The 14,135-nt window shown below is 43.0% G+C and carries 10 protein-coding genes; 3 read left to right on the top strand and 7 right to left on the bottom strand.

Annotated features, from left to right (window positions below):
* Nucleotides 1-24: 24 nt before the first annotated feature.
* Nucleotides 25-486, top strand: a complete 462-nt coding sequence (locus BLS28_RS02015; protein WP_091162640.1) for an NUDIX hydrolase — start codon at nucleotides 25-27, stop codon at nucleotides 484-486.
* Here the strand turns inward: BLS28_RS02015 and accC are convergent.
* The 5 genes from accC to BLS28_RS01990 all read right to left on the bottom strand — a co-directional run bounded on the left by accC (nucleotide 483) and on the right by BLS28_RS01990 (nucleotide 7,198).
* The gene (gene accC, locus BLS28_RS02010) at nucleotides 483-1,967 is read right to left on the bottom strand and encodes an acetyl-CoA carboxylase biotin carboxylase subunit (RefSeq protein ID WP_091162639.1); all 1,485 of its coding nucleotides are present in this window, start codon (nucleotides 1,965-1,967) and stop codon (nucleotides 483-485) included. The genes BLS28_RS02015 and accC overlap by 4 nt on opposite strands.
* Before the next feature lie 598 nt (nucleotides 1,968-2,565).
* Nucleotides 2,566-3,051 carry a c-type cytochrome gene (locus tag BLS28_RS02005; protein WP_091162920.1) on the bottom strand — a complete coding sequence of 162 codons (486 nt, stop codon included), beginning with the start codon at nucleotides 3,049-3,051 and terminating at the stop codon, nucleotides 2,566-2,568.
* 253 nt (nucleotides 3,052-3,304) lie between these two features.
* Nucleotides 3,305-4,297, bottom strand: a complete 993-nt coding sequence (locus BLS28_RS02000; RefSeq protein ID WP_143020674.1) for a Hint domain-containing protein — start codon at nucleotides 4,295-4,297, stop codon at nucleotides 3,305-3,307.
* A gap of 118 nt (nucleotides 4,298-4,415) precedes the next feature.
* A complete protein-coding gene (locus tag BLS28_RS01995) occupies nucleotides 4,416-5,582 on the bottom strand; it encodes a pyridoxal phosphate-dependent aminotransferase (RefSeq protein ID WP_091162637.1) in 1,167 nt (388 codons plus the stop codon).
* A gap of 32 nt (nucleotides 5,583-5,614) precedes the next feature.
* The gene (locus BLS28_RS01990) at nucleotides 5,615-7,198 is read right to left on the bottom strand and encodes a flavin monoamine oxidase family protein (protein ID WP_218134330.1); all 1,584 of its coding nucleotides are present in this window, start codon (nucleotides 7,196-7,198) and stop codon (nucleotides 5,615-5,617) included.
* A gap of 679 nt (nucleotides 7,199-7,877) precedes the next feature.
* On the opposite strand from BLS28_RS01990, the gene BLS28_RS01985 reads away from it, so the two are divergent.
* The gene (locus BLS28_RS01985) at nucleotides 7,878-8,234 is read left to right on the top strand and encodes a BlaI/MecI/CopY family transcriptional regulator (protein ID WP_091162636.1); all 357 of its coding nucleotides are present in this window, start codon (nucleotides 7,878-7,880) and stop codon (nucleotides 8,232-8,234) included.
* Nucleotides 8,235-8,245: 11 nt separating this feature from the next.
* Entirely contained in the window at nucleotides 8,246-10,123 is a 1,878-nt protein-coding gene (locus BLS28_RS01980) for a M56 family metallopeptidase (protein WP_091162635.1), read from the top strand.
* Between the two features lie 95 nt (nucleotides 10,124-10,218).
* On the opposite strand, the gene BLS28_RS01975 is transcribed toward BLS28_RS01980, so the two are convergent.
* Nucleotides 10,219-11,304 carry a DNA topoisomerase IB gene (locus BLS28_RS01975; protein WP_091162634.1) on the bottom strand — a complete coding sequence of 362 codons (1,086 nt, stop codon included), beginning with the start codon at nucleotides 11,302-11,304 and terminating at the stop codon, nucleotides 10,219-10,221.
* A gap of 490 nt (nucleotides 11,305-11,794) precedes the next feature.
* Nucleotides 11,795-14,071: a GH92 family glycosyl hydrolase gene (locus tag BLS28_RS01970; protein ID WP_091162633.1), complete on the bottom strand. Its 2,277-nt coding sequence runs from the start codon at nucleotides 14,069-14,071 to the stop codon at nucleotides 11,795-11,797.
* Nucleotides 14,072-14,135 lie beyond the last annotated feature (64 nt).

The following is a 14,135-nucleotide window of genomic DNA, read 5'->3' as shown; positions in this document are numbered from 1 at the left end:
TTAACTTGCCTTTAAATCTTAAACATGCCAAAGCAAAGCGCAGGGATCTTATTATACCGTAAAGCAGCTCATGGTTTGCAGGTGTTTCTTGTACATCCGGGCGGGCCGTTCTTTAAAAACAAGGATGAAGGCTCGTGGTCGGTACCCAAAGGTGAATATCTTCCCGACGAAGATCCCCTCAAGGCAGCAAAGCGTGAATTTCGGGAAGAAACCGGGCATGAAATAACCGGGGATTTTATAGCGTTGAACTTTATAAAACAAAAGGGGGGTAAAACAGTACTGGCCTGGGCTGTTGAAGGCAATATTGATCCGGGAAATATCAAAAGCAATACCTTTGAAATAGAATGGCCGCCTCGCTCAGGAAAAAAACAAACTTTTGATGAAATTGATCGTGCCGAATGGTTTGATATGGCGACAGCAAAAATAAAGATCAACCCTGCTCAGGCAGCTTTGATAGATGAACTGGCCGCGATCAACAATTATTAAATCTGCTTCCTGTTCTTGATCCAGTTGCTTGAGTTAGCTACCTCTACCGGGGCAGCAATTGAAACCCTTTTTTTGCTCAAGAGCTGTTCCATTACTATTGCTGCTACAATAGCTTCATCCTCGCGACTTTCCAGCAGCACCTCGGGCGAAAAATATTTTTTTACAAAATGGGTATCAAAATTGCCAGAGGTAAAAGCTTCGTGCTGCATTACAAAACGGCCGAAACCGAGGGTGGTAGTAATACCGGTGATTTGATATTCATCTATAGCCCTTATCATCCGCTCAATTGCTTCAGCGCGGGTATCCGCAAAGGTTATCAGCTTGGCTATCATCGGGTCGTAATAAATGGGAATCTCCATGCCTTGCTCAAACCCATCGTCAACCCGTACGCCAGGCCCTTTTGGGGTTATATAGGTTTGCAGCGTGCCGATATCCGGTAAAAAATTATTGGCCGGATCTTCGGCATAAACACGCAGTTCAATGGCATGACCATGAATCTTCAAATCTTCCCGTTTAAAACTGATAGCCTCGCCCCTTGCAATTTTAATTTGCTCCTTTACCAGGTCAATACCGGTTATCAGTTCTGTAACAGGGTGCTCAACCTGTAAACGGGTATTCATTTCCAGAAAGTAAAAATTCAACCCTTCATCCATGATAAATTCAACCGTACCTGCACCCGTATAATTTACAGACCGGGCTACATCAACCGCACAACGCCCCATCTTTTCCCTGATCTCGGGTGTTAATATTGCCGATGGCGCCTCCTCAACTACTTTTTGATGGCGGCGCTGTACCGAACAATCCCGCTCAAACAGGTGCACAATATTACCATGCGTATCGCTAAGTACCTGGATCTCGATGTGTTTGGGAGATGATACATAGCGCTCAATGAAAACAGAGCCGTCGCCAAAAGCTGAGGTAGCTTCGGATACAGCCAATTGCATTTGCTCTTCAAAGTCTGCCGGGCCTTCAACAATGCGCATCCCCTTACCCCCGCCGCCCGCGGCTGCTTTGATCAATATTGGAAAACCTACCTCAATAGCCCGTTTCTTAGCCTCGTTAACATCAGTAATGGCTTCTTCCGTTCCGGGTACCATCGGAATATTATACCTGAGTGCCGCAGCTTTGGCCGATAACTTGTTACCCATTACTTCCATGGCCTCGGGAGATGGGCCAATAAGAATAAGTCCCGAATCCTTAACCAGCCTGGCAAAACCGGCATTTTCGCTTAAAAATCCATATCCAGGGTGAATGCCTTCAGCCCCGGTTTGCTTACATGCAGCTATGATCTTTTCTCCAATAAGATAGGATTGACTGGATGGAGCTTCCCCGATATTTACAGCCTCATCAGCATAGCGCACGTGCAGGGCGTCCCGATCAGCATGTGAATAAACCGCAACGGTTTTAATACCCATTTCGCGCGCCGAGCGCATAATTCGTAAAGCTATTTCACCACGGTTGGCAATCAGTATTTTCTGCATAAAACAAATGTAATTGATTTACACAAAAAGATACTATATGCCCAATGCTATAAAAACGATTGAAGTATTATTTGGGGGCCCACCTGTAGGTTTTACGGGAGCACTTATAACAGATGTATTTTTTAAAGGGTAAACCCAACAATAAAAATTTTGCCAGGCTGCTCCGTTTGATACGGCTCAACCGGTTTTTGCAATTCCGGCAAAATAAATCGCTGGAATTTGTTGAGATATTAGCTTGCTCCTGTGGCTTAATCTGAAACTCAGCAGTCATTTATTAATTATGATAATATTAAAGGTTACAATAATTAGTCCCCGGTTTCATAAATCAACATTGCAAATTTGATCATAAATCAACTAGCAATTCTCTAAATAAAACCAACGAACCTCTATGGTGTATAAAGATCGTTACCAAGCATGAATTTTTCATGAATACAGTTTGAAGCTATCTGTCAAAAATTATAAATATTCAACAGTTAAATAACAAAATCCTTAACCTAATTTTTACTTTGCAGGTAAACACAGCTGATAATAACCACTATAAAACAAAAATGCCCCTGGGGTTACCAAAGGCATTTAATTATACTAATACACTTGTTAATTATGGCTTAGTTGGCGCAGGGCTGCCCGGAGCAGGACCAGCAGACGGCGGACCAGGCTGACCACCCGGACCTTTTCCGTCAGGTACCATAACCTCTGGATGAGCTGTACCACGGTGACAGGTATTGCAGTTAACACCACTTTGCATGATCATGCCTAAAGAATCCTTTTTTGCATGAAAATACTTCTGGTTAATTTTGTTCATCATTTTATACATATCGCGCGCCATTGCTTTTTCAGGCTTGGCATCGCTTGCCCAATCCATCTTTTTAGTTTCTTCATTACGGGCATGGCAAAAGTTGCAATGTACACCTAATGAATGCTCCCACTCTTCCATAACCTTGTGCAGGTTCTCGCCCGAAATGTTTTTAGGCAAAACTTTAAGGTTTTTAAAACCTTCGTCCTGCGGTTTACTTGTAGTCATAGCGCCAAACACTACTATGGATAGCAGACCTAGCGTAACTAATAATTTTTTGTTAACAAGCATAATTGTCATATTTAAGTCATCTAAATTAACTTATAGATTTTAATGTTGCAACATTTTGATGCAAATGATTGAATTATTCATGGTAACTTCATTATTACAAAAGCATGTTTCCCTACAGTTTATGCTTCGCAGGACTACGCATTGTTGCCGACATTGTTAAGAAGCTGGTATTTTATGAATATCTCAGGGGTCCCCAACAGAGACCCCGAGGGAGACACTAAGTTTGATTAAAGCAGAAAAAGGGAACACGAAATTACTTCTGCATCACCATTACACCGTTCATGAGCAGGGTACTGCCGCCATCGGCTACAATGTTATATACTCTTTGTACACCGCCCGCGTGTTCTGTTTTTTGCAATACGGTGAAAGTTTCATATTTGCCGGTTTGCTCGTTCAGGCAAAGTACTTCCTGGCCGGTTGCTACCGCTCCAATTTTAATGTTACCCTGTTTGGTTAACATAGGGTGATTAGGAGTTGCCTGTAACACTTTGCTATTCAGTTTTACCTGCCTGCCTTCGGCTGTGTTTTTTGTTTGGGCCGATACCAGTACCAGTTGCGTTAAAGCGTAGTTTTTGGCCTCATGTATGGTAAGTTCTTTTACCTTTACAGCGGTACTTTTTTTAGTCAACGGATCAACCGTTATTACCTCATCGCCACTTTTCACAGCTTTAAGCATCTTTTTATCGCCATTGGCCATGGTAACCAGTTCTTCGCCCGGGAAACAGATGTCATTGCCATAGGTAGCGGCCTCTTCCTTCAAATCCTTGCCGGCGTTAAGCACCTTATATTGTTGAAAGCTGACTTCCTTTGACAGCACGTACGACAACTTCAGGATAAAGTTTTGCTCCACTTTATTGATATTATCAATATCCTGGAAATACTGCTCCCAAACCTTGGCATCGGCAGTAAAATCGGGCACAAGGGCTTTGTAAAGCTTGCCTTTTTCGTTGGTATAAAATACCATGAGGCCTATTTCTTGCATACCTTCTTTGGCAACCAGTTTATACAGGTCGATACGTTTTTTTAACCCGTCGGCCCCGGTTATAAAATAGGGTTTACGGCTTTCGTACCGGTCAAGCACATAGGTATTTTCAAATTTAATGTAGGTATCATTATCCAAATTAACAATGGTGAATGATTGTGCCTTTTTATACTCATCCATAGTAAGCGGACGAGGGTTTACAGTTTGCGCCTGGGCAAAATAAAGTGATGAACTTAGTAGTAGTGTTAATGTGAGGTTTCTCATTTTAGAGATTGGAGGTTAGAGATTAGAGGTTGGTTGTGTTAAAGATTGGAGATCAGAGATTATAGGCTAATGGATAAAAACGACTCCTAACCTCTAATCTCCAACCTCTAATCACCACTTAAGATAACTGTTTAAACGCATCGGCAAAGGCTTCCATTTCGTCCATACGGCCAATGCTTACTCGGCACCAGTCTTTGCCGTTAAATTGCCAGTTGCGGACACCTACGCCGCGTTTCATCATTTCGCTTACAAACTTTTTACCGTCCATTTTAAGCGGGAACATCACAAAGTTTGCCGATGAAGGGATATATTCATAACCCTCTTTTTTAAGTACCGAATACAGGTATTCTTTTGAGGCCAGCGTTTTTTGGAGTGCATCCTTTAAAAATTCCTCTTCGCGATACGCCGCAATTGCGCCTGCAATAGTAGTTGCTGCAAGCGAAAAGCCTGTAGTATACATCGATAAAGTTTTAATAGTATCGGGCTGGGCAATCACATAACCGCAACGCAAACCGGCAAAACCATACAATTTTGAAAAGGTACGGGCAACAATAACATTGCTTCCGGCTTTCACGGTGCTGATCATGGTGCTGGCTTGTGGATCGGGCAGGTAATCGATATAAGCCTCGTCAACAAATACTGTTGTTTTTTTAGATACGCGTTCACAAAAGGCTTTCAATTTAGCAGTATCCAATATAGTTGCAGTTGGGTTGTTGGGATTGCAGACATATACCAGACCGGTATTATCATCAACCTTTGCCTCCATCGCGTCAAGATCAAGTTTATAGTCTGCAGTTAGGGGCACCTTGATCCATTTGCCTTCCAATTGTTGCGCATGTGAAGGCAGATCATCATACGATGGATCACCGGTAATGATGCTTTTACCGCCTTTACTGTAATGGATCGCCGCTGCCAACAACAATGGCGATGAGCCAGACTCCATTAAAATGTTGTTGTAGTTTATACCCTCATACTGGGCTATTTTATTGTACAGGGTGCCCTGGGTCATGAAAGGATACTGATAACTTTTATCAATAGCATCCTGGATAGCTTTTTTTGCTGCTGCCGACGGGCCAAAAGGGTTCTCATTGGCTAATAATCTTGCTTTCAATTCAAAGCCGGCATTGGTAACGGCTTCCTGATCGGTTAATACCCGGCTTTGTAATTTAAATACGCGGGCCGGCATGGCTGCCAGCTTACCAATTGTTCCTGAAAAAAAGGCCAGTCCTCCGGCCATAAATGCGCTGGATTTAATCCAGTTTCTGCGGTTAATTGTACTTGACATGGTGGTGGTATTTAATGTTTTGTAACGTCGTTTTATTTTTGAGCCGGATATTGGGTACGCTGGCCTGTAACCCTTGCATGTACGGCGGCAACCGTGCTCCTGGCCGATTCAAAGGCACCGGCCATCCAGGCATTCAGGTATGTCAAATGCTCGCCTGCAAAATATACCTGCTTATCGGGCTTTAACAGTACCGGGTATTGTGTTTTGCGGGTTTCGGTAGTATACACCGCCCATCCGCCTAAATTATATTTGGTTTTATGCCAGCTTACCGAAAACGAGTTTTCAAACTCCTTGTCATACTGCGGGTGGATCAGCTTGCCTTTTTCAAGCGCGAACTTCTCCCTTTCGGCGTAGCCTAAAGCGCCGATCTTTTGCGCTTTTTCGTTAAAGTTATAATATCCAATCAAGATACCCTTTTTTCCCAAATAATCATAACTCGGGTAAAATATTTGCGTTAAATCATTGTTAGTGTGCGTTATACCACCGTAAATATGCTCATCCTCCTCCCAAAAGCGGCGCTTAAACTGCAGGCCTATCTTTCCGGTCTGGTTATAGCTGATATAGTCAATAGCCCGGCTAACATCGCCGCTAAAATTATTGCTGATATTGCTTAGCACGGGTAACGGAATGGTACAGATACACAGGTCGCCATTTAAGATATGCTCCCCTGTAGCGTCTTTATAAGTTATCTTAACGCCATCAGGCACATTATTAATGGCAGTAACCTCCGCTCCCATTTTTATGGATGGCGCTACTTTCTTCTCCATCGCTTTAGCTATCTGATCCATACCGCCCACGGCCTGAAACATGGTCATCTGCAGTTCATAGGTATATTCGGCCACATTATAGAAATCTGGATCCATCAAACCCGAATGCAGCAGATCGGCCAGTTTATGCGGATCAGCGATTTTGCCAGGCTTATCGCCTGCACCAGGTGATTCCGTATAGCCGCGGCGAGCAGACGCTTTGTACAATTTATCAATATCCAGTCCACCTTCGGCTTGCAGGTATTCGATGATCTTTTCGCCATCCTCTTTGGTAAAGCTGCTATCGAGACCGCCGTGGTCAATGCTTTTGGCAAGCATTTCGGTCATATAACCGCGAATGTCGTTATGCACCTCCCGTACCTTTATTTTTTTATTAGATAAAGGCCCCTTACCTTCGGCAAAATAATAGGCGCCCTCGTTTACATTGTTATAAACCTGGATGGGTACACCCAACTCTTTGCAGTAATGCAACGTGAGCTCATGATTGTGGGGAATGCGCGATGGGCCTGCATTAAAATATTGACCTTCATCAAAACGGGCTGTAGCCGTAGGTTTATCAATTTCGGTATTGGTACTTCCATTACGAATACTAAAACAGCGACCGCCTGTACGTTGCCGCGCCTCCAAAATGGTACATTGATATCCAAGCTTGCCAAGCTCATAGGCACAGGTCATACCGGCCAAACCGGCTCCTAAAATAATAATGTGTTTGCCTTTGCCGCTGCCTTCCAGGTTAAAAGCATGCGCGGGTGCGGATTTAAGTAAGCCAAGGGCAAGCATAGCGGGATAAGCTCCGCCAGCCAGCATAGCACCTTTACTTAAAAAGTCTCTGCGGGTAATAGTTTTCAATAAGCGCGTATTTATGTTTTACAATCAACTCAGGCTTAAATATAGTTTTTTGTTTGTTTTTATATTAAGTTAAGATCAACTTTTGTTGTGGTTTTTATGAAATTAACAGGGTTGATTTGGTGATTGATAGATTTATGTTAAGATATGGTTGGCGGAAATTAGAGATCAGAGGCTGGAGATTAGAGGTTAGGCTGTTAGCAAGCTTGCATTAGTTTTACTGATGGGTTGGTGGGCTTTAGTTATCGTCGCAGTAATATCAAATATTGATTGGTTATTTATCTGAACGGAAATTACTTAGAATTAAAGAATTTATAGAATGACAAGAAAGCTCAATAAGTCGTCTGAAATTTGTTTAATCCTGACTCAGCAGCATCCTGCCAATCTATTAATCCTAAAATCATGGTTCAAATTACGGGCGTTGCCTCAGGCCCGGGCTATCCGCTCATACTGCACAGGCCTTAGTCACAGGCCGGTATCCGCTCCTATCACTAACGCAGATTTGAGGGTGAGTAGTGAATAGGTAAAGGAAAATAGTTACCTCTCTTCAATCCTATATCCCCCTAACCTCTGATCTCCAACCACTAACCTTTTAAACCAAACGTTAAATTCTGTTAAAAACTGAAAATAAATTTGCTTTACTACGAATAGTTCGTAGATTTACGAAACAATCGTAAATACAATGGAAAAACTATCGCAACAAGAGGAAGAAGCAATGCAGGCTGTGTGGCAATCGGGCCCGGGATTTATCAAAGATTTTTTAGATCAACTGGCCGAACCAAAGCCCCCTTACACTACCCTTGCCTCTACCATAAAGAACCTGGAGCGCAAAGGATTTTTAAAAAGCGAAAAAATGGGCAACTCGTTCCGTTACCTGCCCGTGATACAGGAAGAAGAATATAAAAAGCGCTTTATGAGTGGTTTTGTGAGCGACTATTTTCAAAACTCCTATAAAGACCTGGTAACGTTTTTCGCCAACGAAAAGAAGATCAGCGCTACCGACCTGAAAGAGATCATTAAACTCATTGAAAAACAATAAACCTTACAACCATGCCGGCAACATTTGTTTTTTTACTGAAAGTGAACATAGCCTTGTTACTATTTTGCGCGGGCTATTACCTGGTGTTAAGACCCTTAACCTTTTATACGCTTAACCGCATCTATTTACTTGCAGCCATCCTGTTTGCCAGTATTTACCCGCAAATCAATTTTTCGGCCTTTGTGCAGCGGCACGAAGAACTGGCTAAACCTATGGAGCAAATAGCCATTAACTGGCAGTCGCCGGCTCAACTGGTAAGCCAGCCGGTTCAAACATTTGATTATTGGTACTGGCTGAGTGTTATTTTCTGGACGGGTGCCGGCTTGCTGCTCATCCGCCTGGCCTTGCAGCTTTTTTCCCTTTTACGATTGTATAAAAACTCCAAACCTCAATACATAGGCGACCATTTAGTTAGGGTGATGGACAAAGACGCCGCCCCGTTTTCCTTTTGGCGAAGCATTTATGTTAACCCAGCCAAACATGAACCCGCCGATCTGAAATCAATCCTGCTGCATGAGCAGGTACACGTAAACCAGTGGCATACTGCCGATATTTTGTTGGCTGAGCTAAGCAGCATCTTTTATTGGTTTAACCCCGGCATCTGGCTTATTAAGCGGGCGGTAAGGGAAAACATCGAGTTTATTACCGACCGCAAGATCCTTAAAAATGGTATCGATAGTAAAACCTACCAATATAGTTTGGTTAATGTGAGCTTTAATAATACCCAACCCAGCATTGTAAACCATTTCAATATTTCAACTATAAAAAAACGGATAATCATGATGAACGCGAAAAGATCGTCGAAACTTAACCTCACCCGCTACGTTTTTGTAGTGCCGGCCGTTATGGCCCTGTTGCTGGTATTCAGCATTTCAAAAGCTGACTTTGCCAAACCGGTGAGGATCACCCTTGCCGCCGCGGTACAACCCCTGGCCAGGATCATTAACATCAACCCCGAAGAGGTTGTTAAACAGGATGCCAAACCTGCGAAAGCTTCAAAACCTGTATCGAAAGCAAGAACTTCTAAAGCTGCAATTCCTGCCTCTCCGGTGGTACTGCCTAAAGTTGCATTAAGTCCGCTTGTGGCCGTAGCTCCTTTGGCAATCCAGCTCGACACCAACAAAAAGTACAGAATAACAGGAGATCAGAAAAAAGATTCGCTCATACTTATGGTGAATGGCGCGATATCAACTGGTAAAAACCTCGATGCAACGAAAATTGACAATGTGTATATTCTTGCTGGTGATAGAGTTCGGAAATTTGCGAAAATTGAAGATGACAAACCTGTTAAGGTAGTCTACGTAATTACCAAAGATGCACCAAATAAAGAAGAGCTTGAAAAGGAAGTAGCCAAAACAAGGGGGATCAGTAAAGTTGTCACTACCAATGCGAGTGGCGATGTACTTTTAGACGATGACAACAACAATGTAAATGTCAACACCTTAACTATCGTACCTGATAACAAAAACGTAGATGTAAAAAGACTTAAAAACGTTGTTGTAGTTAAAGGGTTAAGCAGATCAACAAGTGCAAGCAGTAGCAGTACAGTAACTGTAAACGGCGTAAAAGCCAAACCGGTTGCGCTCTCCTATAGTATAACTTCAGATGATAATGTCGCAGTAGCAGGAGGTGGTGATGTAGTTGTTACCGGTTATGGTAAAAAAGCAAACGTTAAGGCACTAAAGGTTAACGGAATGAACATCATGATCGACGGTAAGAAAGATCCGTTGGTAATTATCGATGGAAAAACCAGTACATTGGATGCTTTTAAAAAAATGGATATAAATACGATAGATAGTATAGCAGTAATGAAAAGCGACGAGGGCACAAAAAAATATGGCGATAAAGCTAAAAACGGTGTAGTAATGATCAGTACACGCAAAAAATAATTGGTTGATTTGAGCCTGGGTTTTACAGAGATCAGTTAATAGTTAAACCGTTCTTTATACCGCTCTAAAATCAACCCGGTAAACATACTCAACCTTCAACTGGCCTCGGCCAGTTTTTCCGTTTCAAGCAGGTTGAGTAATGCTTTCTCAGCAATATTAAGTTCGGCGGCTTTTACATCTTCGCGTTCATCAAGCTGGCTGATATACTTAAAAATGGTGCCTTCTTCATAACTTTTAATAACCGATGGGTGCACGTAGTACTTTTTACAAACAGTACGCGTGTTCCCAAGGTTTATCGCTACTTCATCCAAAACACTCACAATCTTCTTTTTACATTCTGTTACGCTATTGAACTCCCCGGCTTCTTTAAAGGCGTATAGCGCACTCACACTGCCGGCCCAGGTACGGAAATCCTTGGCTGTAAAATCCTCGCCGGTTATTTCGCGCAGATAGTTATTGACATCGCCTGAACCAACACTGCACTTTGTTCCATCCTCATTATAATATTGAAAGAGTTCTTTTCCCGGAATATCCCGGCATTGCTTTACTAAACGGGCCAGCTTACGGCTCTGGAGCGATACCTTATGAAACACACCTTTTTTGCCTTTAAACTCAAATCGTAAATTAGAACCTTCAACCTTTACATGCCTGTTTTGTAAGGTTGTTAAACCAAATGATCCATACAACTTTTTGTACGACTCATTCCCTACCCTGATACTTGTCAATTCCATTAACCTTACCACCAGTGCTACCACCTTTTCATGATCAAAGTTGCGCCTTGCCAAATCTTTATCTACCTGCTCCCGAATTTCCGGTAAATGCGCGGCAAAAGTTTGCATCCGGTAATATTTGGATTGGTTGCGGATCTGGTTCCAATAGGTGTGATAACGGTATTGTTTGCGCCCTGCGGCATCTGTACCTGTAAATTGCAAGTGACCGTTTTCATAAGGCGAGATCCAAACGTTGGTATAAGCCGGGGGGATCACCAGCTTGTTAAACCTTGCTATCAGCTCCTTGTCCTTTATAAGGTTACCATCCGCATCATAATAGCTCCAACCCTTGCCCGATTTTTTGCGGGTATAACCTGATGATGAATCAGAAACATAACGCAGGCCGACTGCCTTTGCAGTAATCTTAGGATCGCGGCCAATTTTTTCGAGCTTTTTGAGGAGACGGTTCATGTTGAGATAACATGTCAAGGCAAGATTAAGTTTTAATTAGGGATTTATCTTATGGAGATATTTCCTAAAGGCTCAAGTGTAACAACACCGACCGTAAGCTGAATATTTTGGAAATCTTTCGTGCAACCCCTTCTGTCTTTTAATCATATGATTATCAATTATATAAACAATATCAGTCAAAATTATGTTAACCCTTTTAACCCCCTCCTGCTGTCTATGTTATCATGTTATCGCATAATTTGATAAATGCTGTTTGATTGAAAAAGATAAGCGGCCAGGCGTGCGATAATAACACCGACCGCACCTAAAACATTCCCACTGTCATTGCGACGAGTGAAGCCCGGCAAAAAGAAAGGGCGAGGAGAAATCCTATACGTTCGATATGCAAATTTGCTTAGTTGCACGTATAGGATTTCTCCTCGCCCTAATGCTCTCCCCTGCCCGTTGCTCGTCGAAATGACAGGGGGGGGAATAATAATATTGTTTGTATTTACTTCAACACCGAAACCGCTTTATTAGCTTCACCAACGCCCCAAACTGTACCGGGCTTATCGCCCATAGTAATCACCAATTCTCCACCCTGCATAACATCTGTGTGTTTGATATAAGTTTTGGTATAGTTGGCACCGTTAAGCGTCATGGCCTGGATGTATTTGTTTTTAGGGCCGTTATTCTTAACCACTACATGGAATTTCTTATTGCCTTGCAATTGTAGCGTAGCTTCATTTACCACCGGGCTACCGAATACATACAGACCGTTAGCCGGGTTAACCGGGTAAAAACCAACTGCGGATAACACGTACCAGGCCGACATCTGGCCAACATCTTCGTTACCAATAATGCCATCTGGTTTATCAGTATAAAAATCGTCAAGGATGAACCTTACCTTTTCGGCTGTTTTCCATGGTTTGCCAGAATAAGCGTAATAGTAGCTCATAGGGTGGCTTGGCTCGTTGCCATGCGCATACTGACCAATCAAACCCGAAACATCCGGCGATTTAAATTTGCCCATATCGCCTTGCGCAATAAACAATGAATCGAGCTTGGTATTGAATTTATCAACGCCGCCGAGCATATCAATTAAGCCTTCCACATCCTGCGGAACAAGGAAAGTGTATTGCCAACCGTTGCCTTCGGTAAAGTCGCCGGTTTCATGGATAGAAATGAACGGACTATAAGGTGTACGCCATGCATCCTGCGACAAACGGCCGCGCATGAAGCCTGCTTTGGCGTCATAGTAGTTTTTGTAATAAGCACCACGTTTGCTGAAGTAAGCATAATCTTCAGTTTTACCCAGCTTTTTTGCTACCTGCGCCAGGCTCCAATCGTCAATGGCATATTCAAGACCCATTGAAACTGATTCCCGGCTGCTATCTGCCGGGATATAGCCATATTTTTTCACATATTTGATACCACGGTCGTCGCCCATGGCGGTGGTTTTCATGGCCTCGTAAGCTAAATTGGCATCAAAGCCTTTGTAACCTTTTAACAAAGCATCGGCAACAACAGGCACTGCGCTGTAGCCCACCATACAATTGGTTTCATTAGCCATTAAATGCCAAACCGGCAAGCTTCCCTGCTGCTGATAAATAGCCAGCATAGAGTTGATCATATCGTTCACATGCTCTGGGTGGATAATGGTTGACAACGGGTTGTTGGAGCGATAAGTATCCCATAAAGAAAAGGTGGTTACATTATTGAAACCTTCGTTTTTGTGCACTTTTTTATCAGTTCCCCAGTATTCGCCGTTCACATCGTTAAAGATAGATGGCGCTATCATAGTATGATAAAAAGCGGTATAAAACTTCTTCATCTGAGATAATGAATCGGCCTTGATCACAATTTTCTGAAACTGTTTATTCCAGGCTGCATCAGCATCGGTAACTACCTTATTAAAATCCCAGCCCGGTATTTCGGCCTTAATGTTCAACATGGCATTTTCGGCGCTCACCGGCGAGACGCCCACTTTAGCATAAACTACTTCGCCTTTGGTAGTGGTGAAACTGATAACACCTTTTACCTTTTCCCCTTTTAACTCAGTACCTTTAACGTTGGCCGTACTGTCATAAACCGCGAAAGTTTTAATGGGCTTTGAAAACACAGCTGTAAAGTAAATACGCTGATCCTCTGCCCAGCCTTTTGAAAAACGATAGCCGCAGATCGTGTTTTTATCTACCTGTTTGATATAGGTTTCCATTGGCCTGTCCCAGCCTATGCCTTCCTGCAAATCAATAAGGATGTGAGCATCTTTTGTTGCCGGGAAAGTGTACTTATGCATACCAACACGGGTACTGGCGGTAAGCTCAACGCCTATATCGTATTTTTTAAGTTTCACCTTATAATAGCCTGGTTTTACAACCTCGTCCTTATGGCTGAACAACGACACATAACCAGCTTTAAGATTTTTGTTGCTGCCTTTATATACGTTAATTGGCCCGGTTGTAGGCATAAAAGAAATATCACCCAGATCACCGATACCGGTGCCGCTCAAATGCGTGTGCTGGAAGCCGATGATGGTAGAATCAGAAATGTGATAGCCGGAGCACCAGTCCCAGCCTTCAGAAATGTTGGTTGGGCCTAACTGCACGGCACCAAAGGGAACGTTTGCGCCCACAAAAACGTGACCGTGGAAACCGGTACCGATGTACGGATCGACATATTGCGTTAAACCGCCGGCCTTTTTCATGGGCTGCGATTGGTGCCTTTGTGCCTGCGAGCTTAAATTAACAAGTGCCAGTAAACCGGCCAAAACGAGTTGCTTTTTCATTCTTTACTTAAATGGTAGTATTGAGGTTTATATTGCTGCCAATTAAACCCCAATACTTAATAGA

The organism is Mucilaginibacter gossypii, assembly GCF_900100945.1.
Classification (GTDB): Bacteria; Bacteroidota; Bacteroidia; order Sphingobacteriales; family Sphingobacteriaceae; genus Mucilaginibacter; species Mucilaginibacter gossypii.
This window is presented reverse-complemented; position numbering and strand designations above follow the sequence as displayed.

Bases quoted from the DNA above. Each gene is read 5' to 3' on its own strand.
- BLS28_RS02000 (WP_143020674.1), bottom strand. From the start codon at position 4,297: ATGAGAAACCTCACATTAACACTACTACTAAGTTCATCACTTTATTTT.
- BLS28_RS01980 (WP_091162635.1), top strand. From the start codon at position 8,246: ATGCCGGCAACATTTGTTTTTTTACTGAAAGTGAACATAGCCTTGTTA.
- BLS28_RS01985 (WP_091162636.1), top strand. From the start codon at position 7,878: ATGGAAAAACTATCGCAACAAGAGGAAGAAGCAATGCAGGCTGTGTGG.
- BLS28_RS01975 (WP_091162634.1), bottom strand. From the start codon at position 11,304: ATGAACCGTCTCCTCAAAAAGCTCGAAAAAATTGGCCGCGATCCTAAG.
- BLS28_RS02005 (WP_091162920.1), bottom strand. From the start codon at position 3,051: ATGCTTGTTAACAAAAAATTATTAGTTACGCTAGGTCTGCTATCCATA.
- accC (WP_091162639.1), bottom strand. From the start codon at position 1,967: ATGCAGAAAATACTGATTGCCAACCGTGGTGAAATAGCTTTACGAATT.
- BLS28_RS01970 (WP_091162633.1), bottom strand. From the start codon at position 14,071: ATGAAAAAGCAACTCGTTTTGGCCGGTTTACTGGCACTTGTTAATTTA.
- BLS28_RS02015 (WP_091162640.1), top strand. From the start codon at position 25: ATGCCAAAGCAAAGCGCAGGGATCTTATTATACCGTAAAGCAGCTCAT.
- BLS28_RS01995 (WP_091162637.1), bottom strand. From the start codon at position 5,582: ATGTCAAGTACAATTAACCGCAGAAACTGGATTAAATCCAGCGCATTT.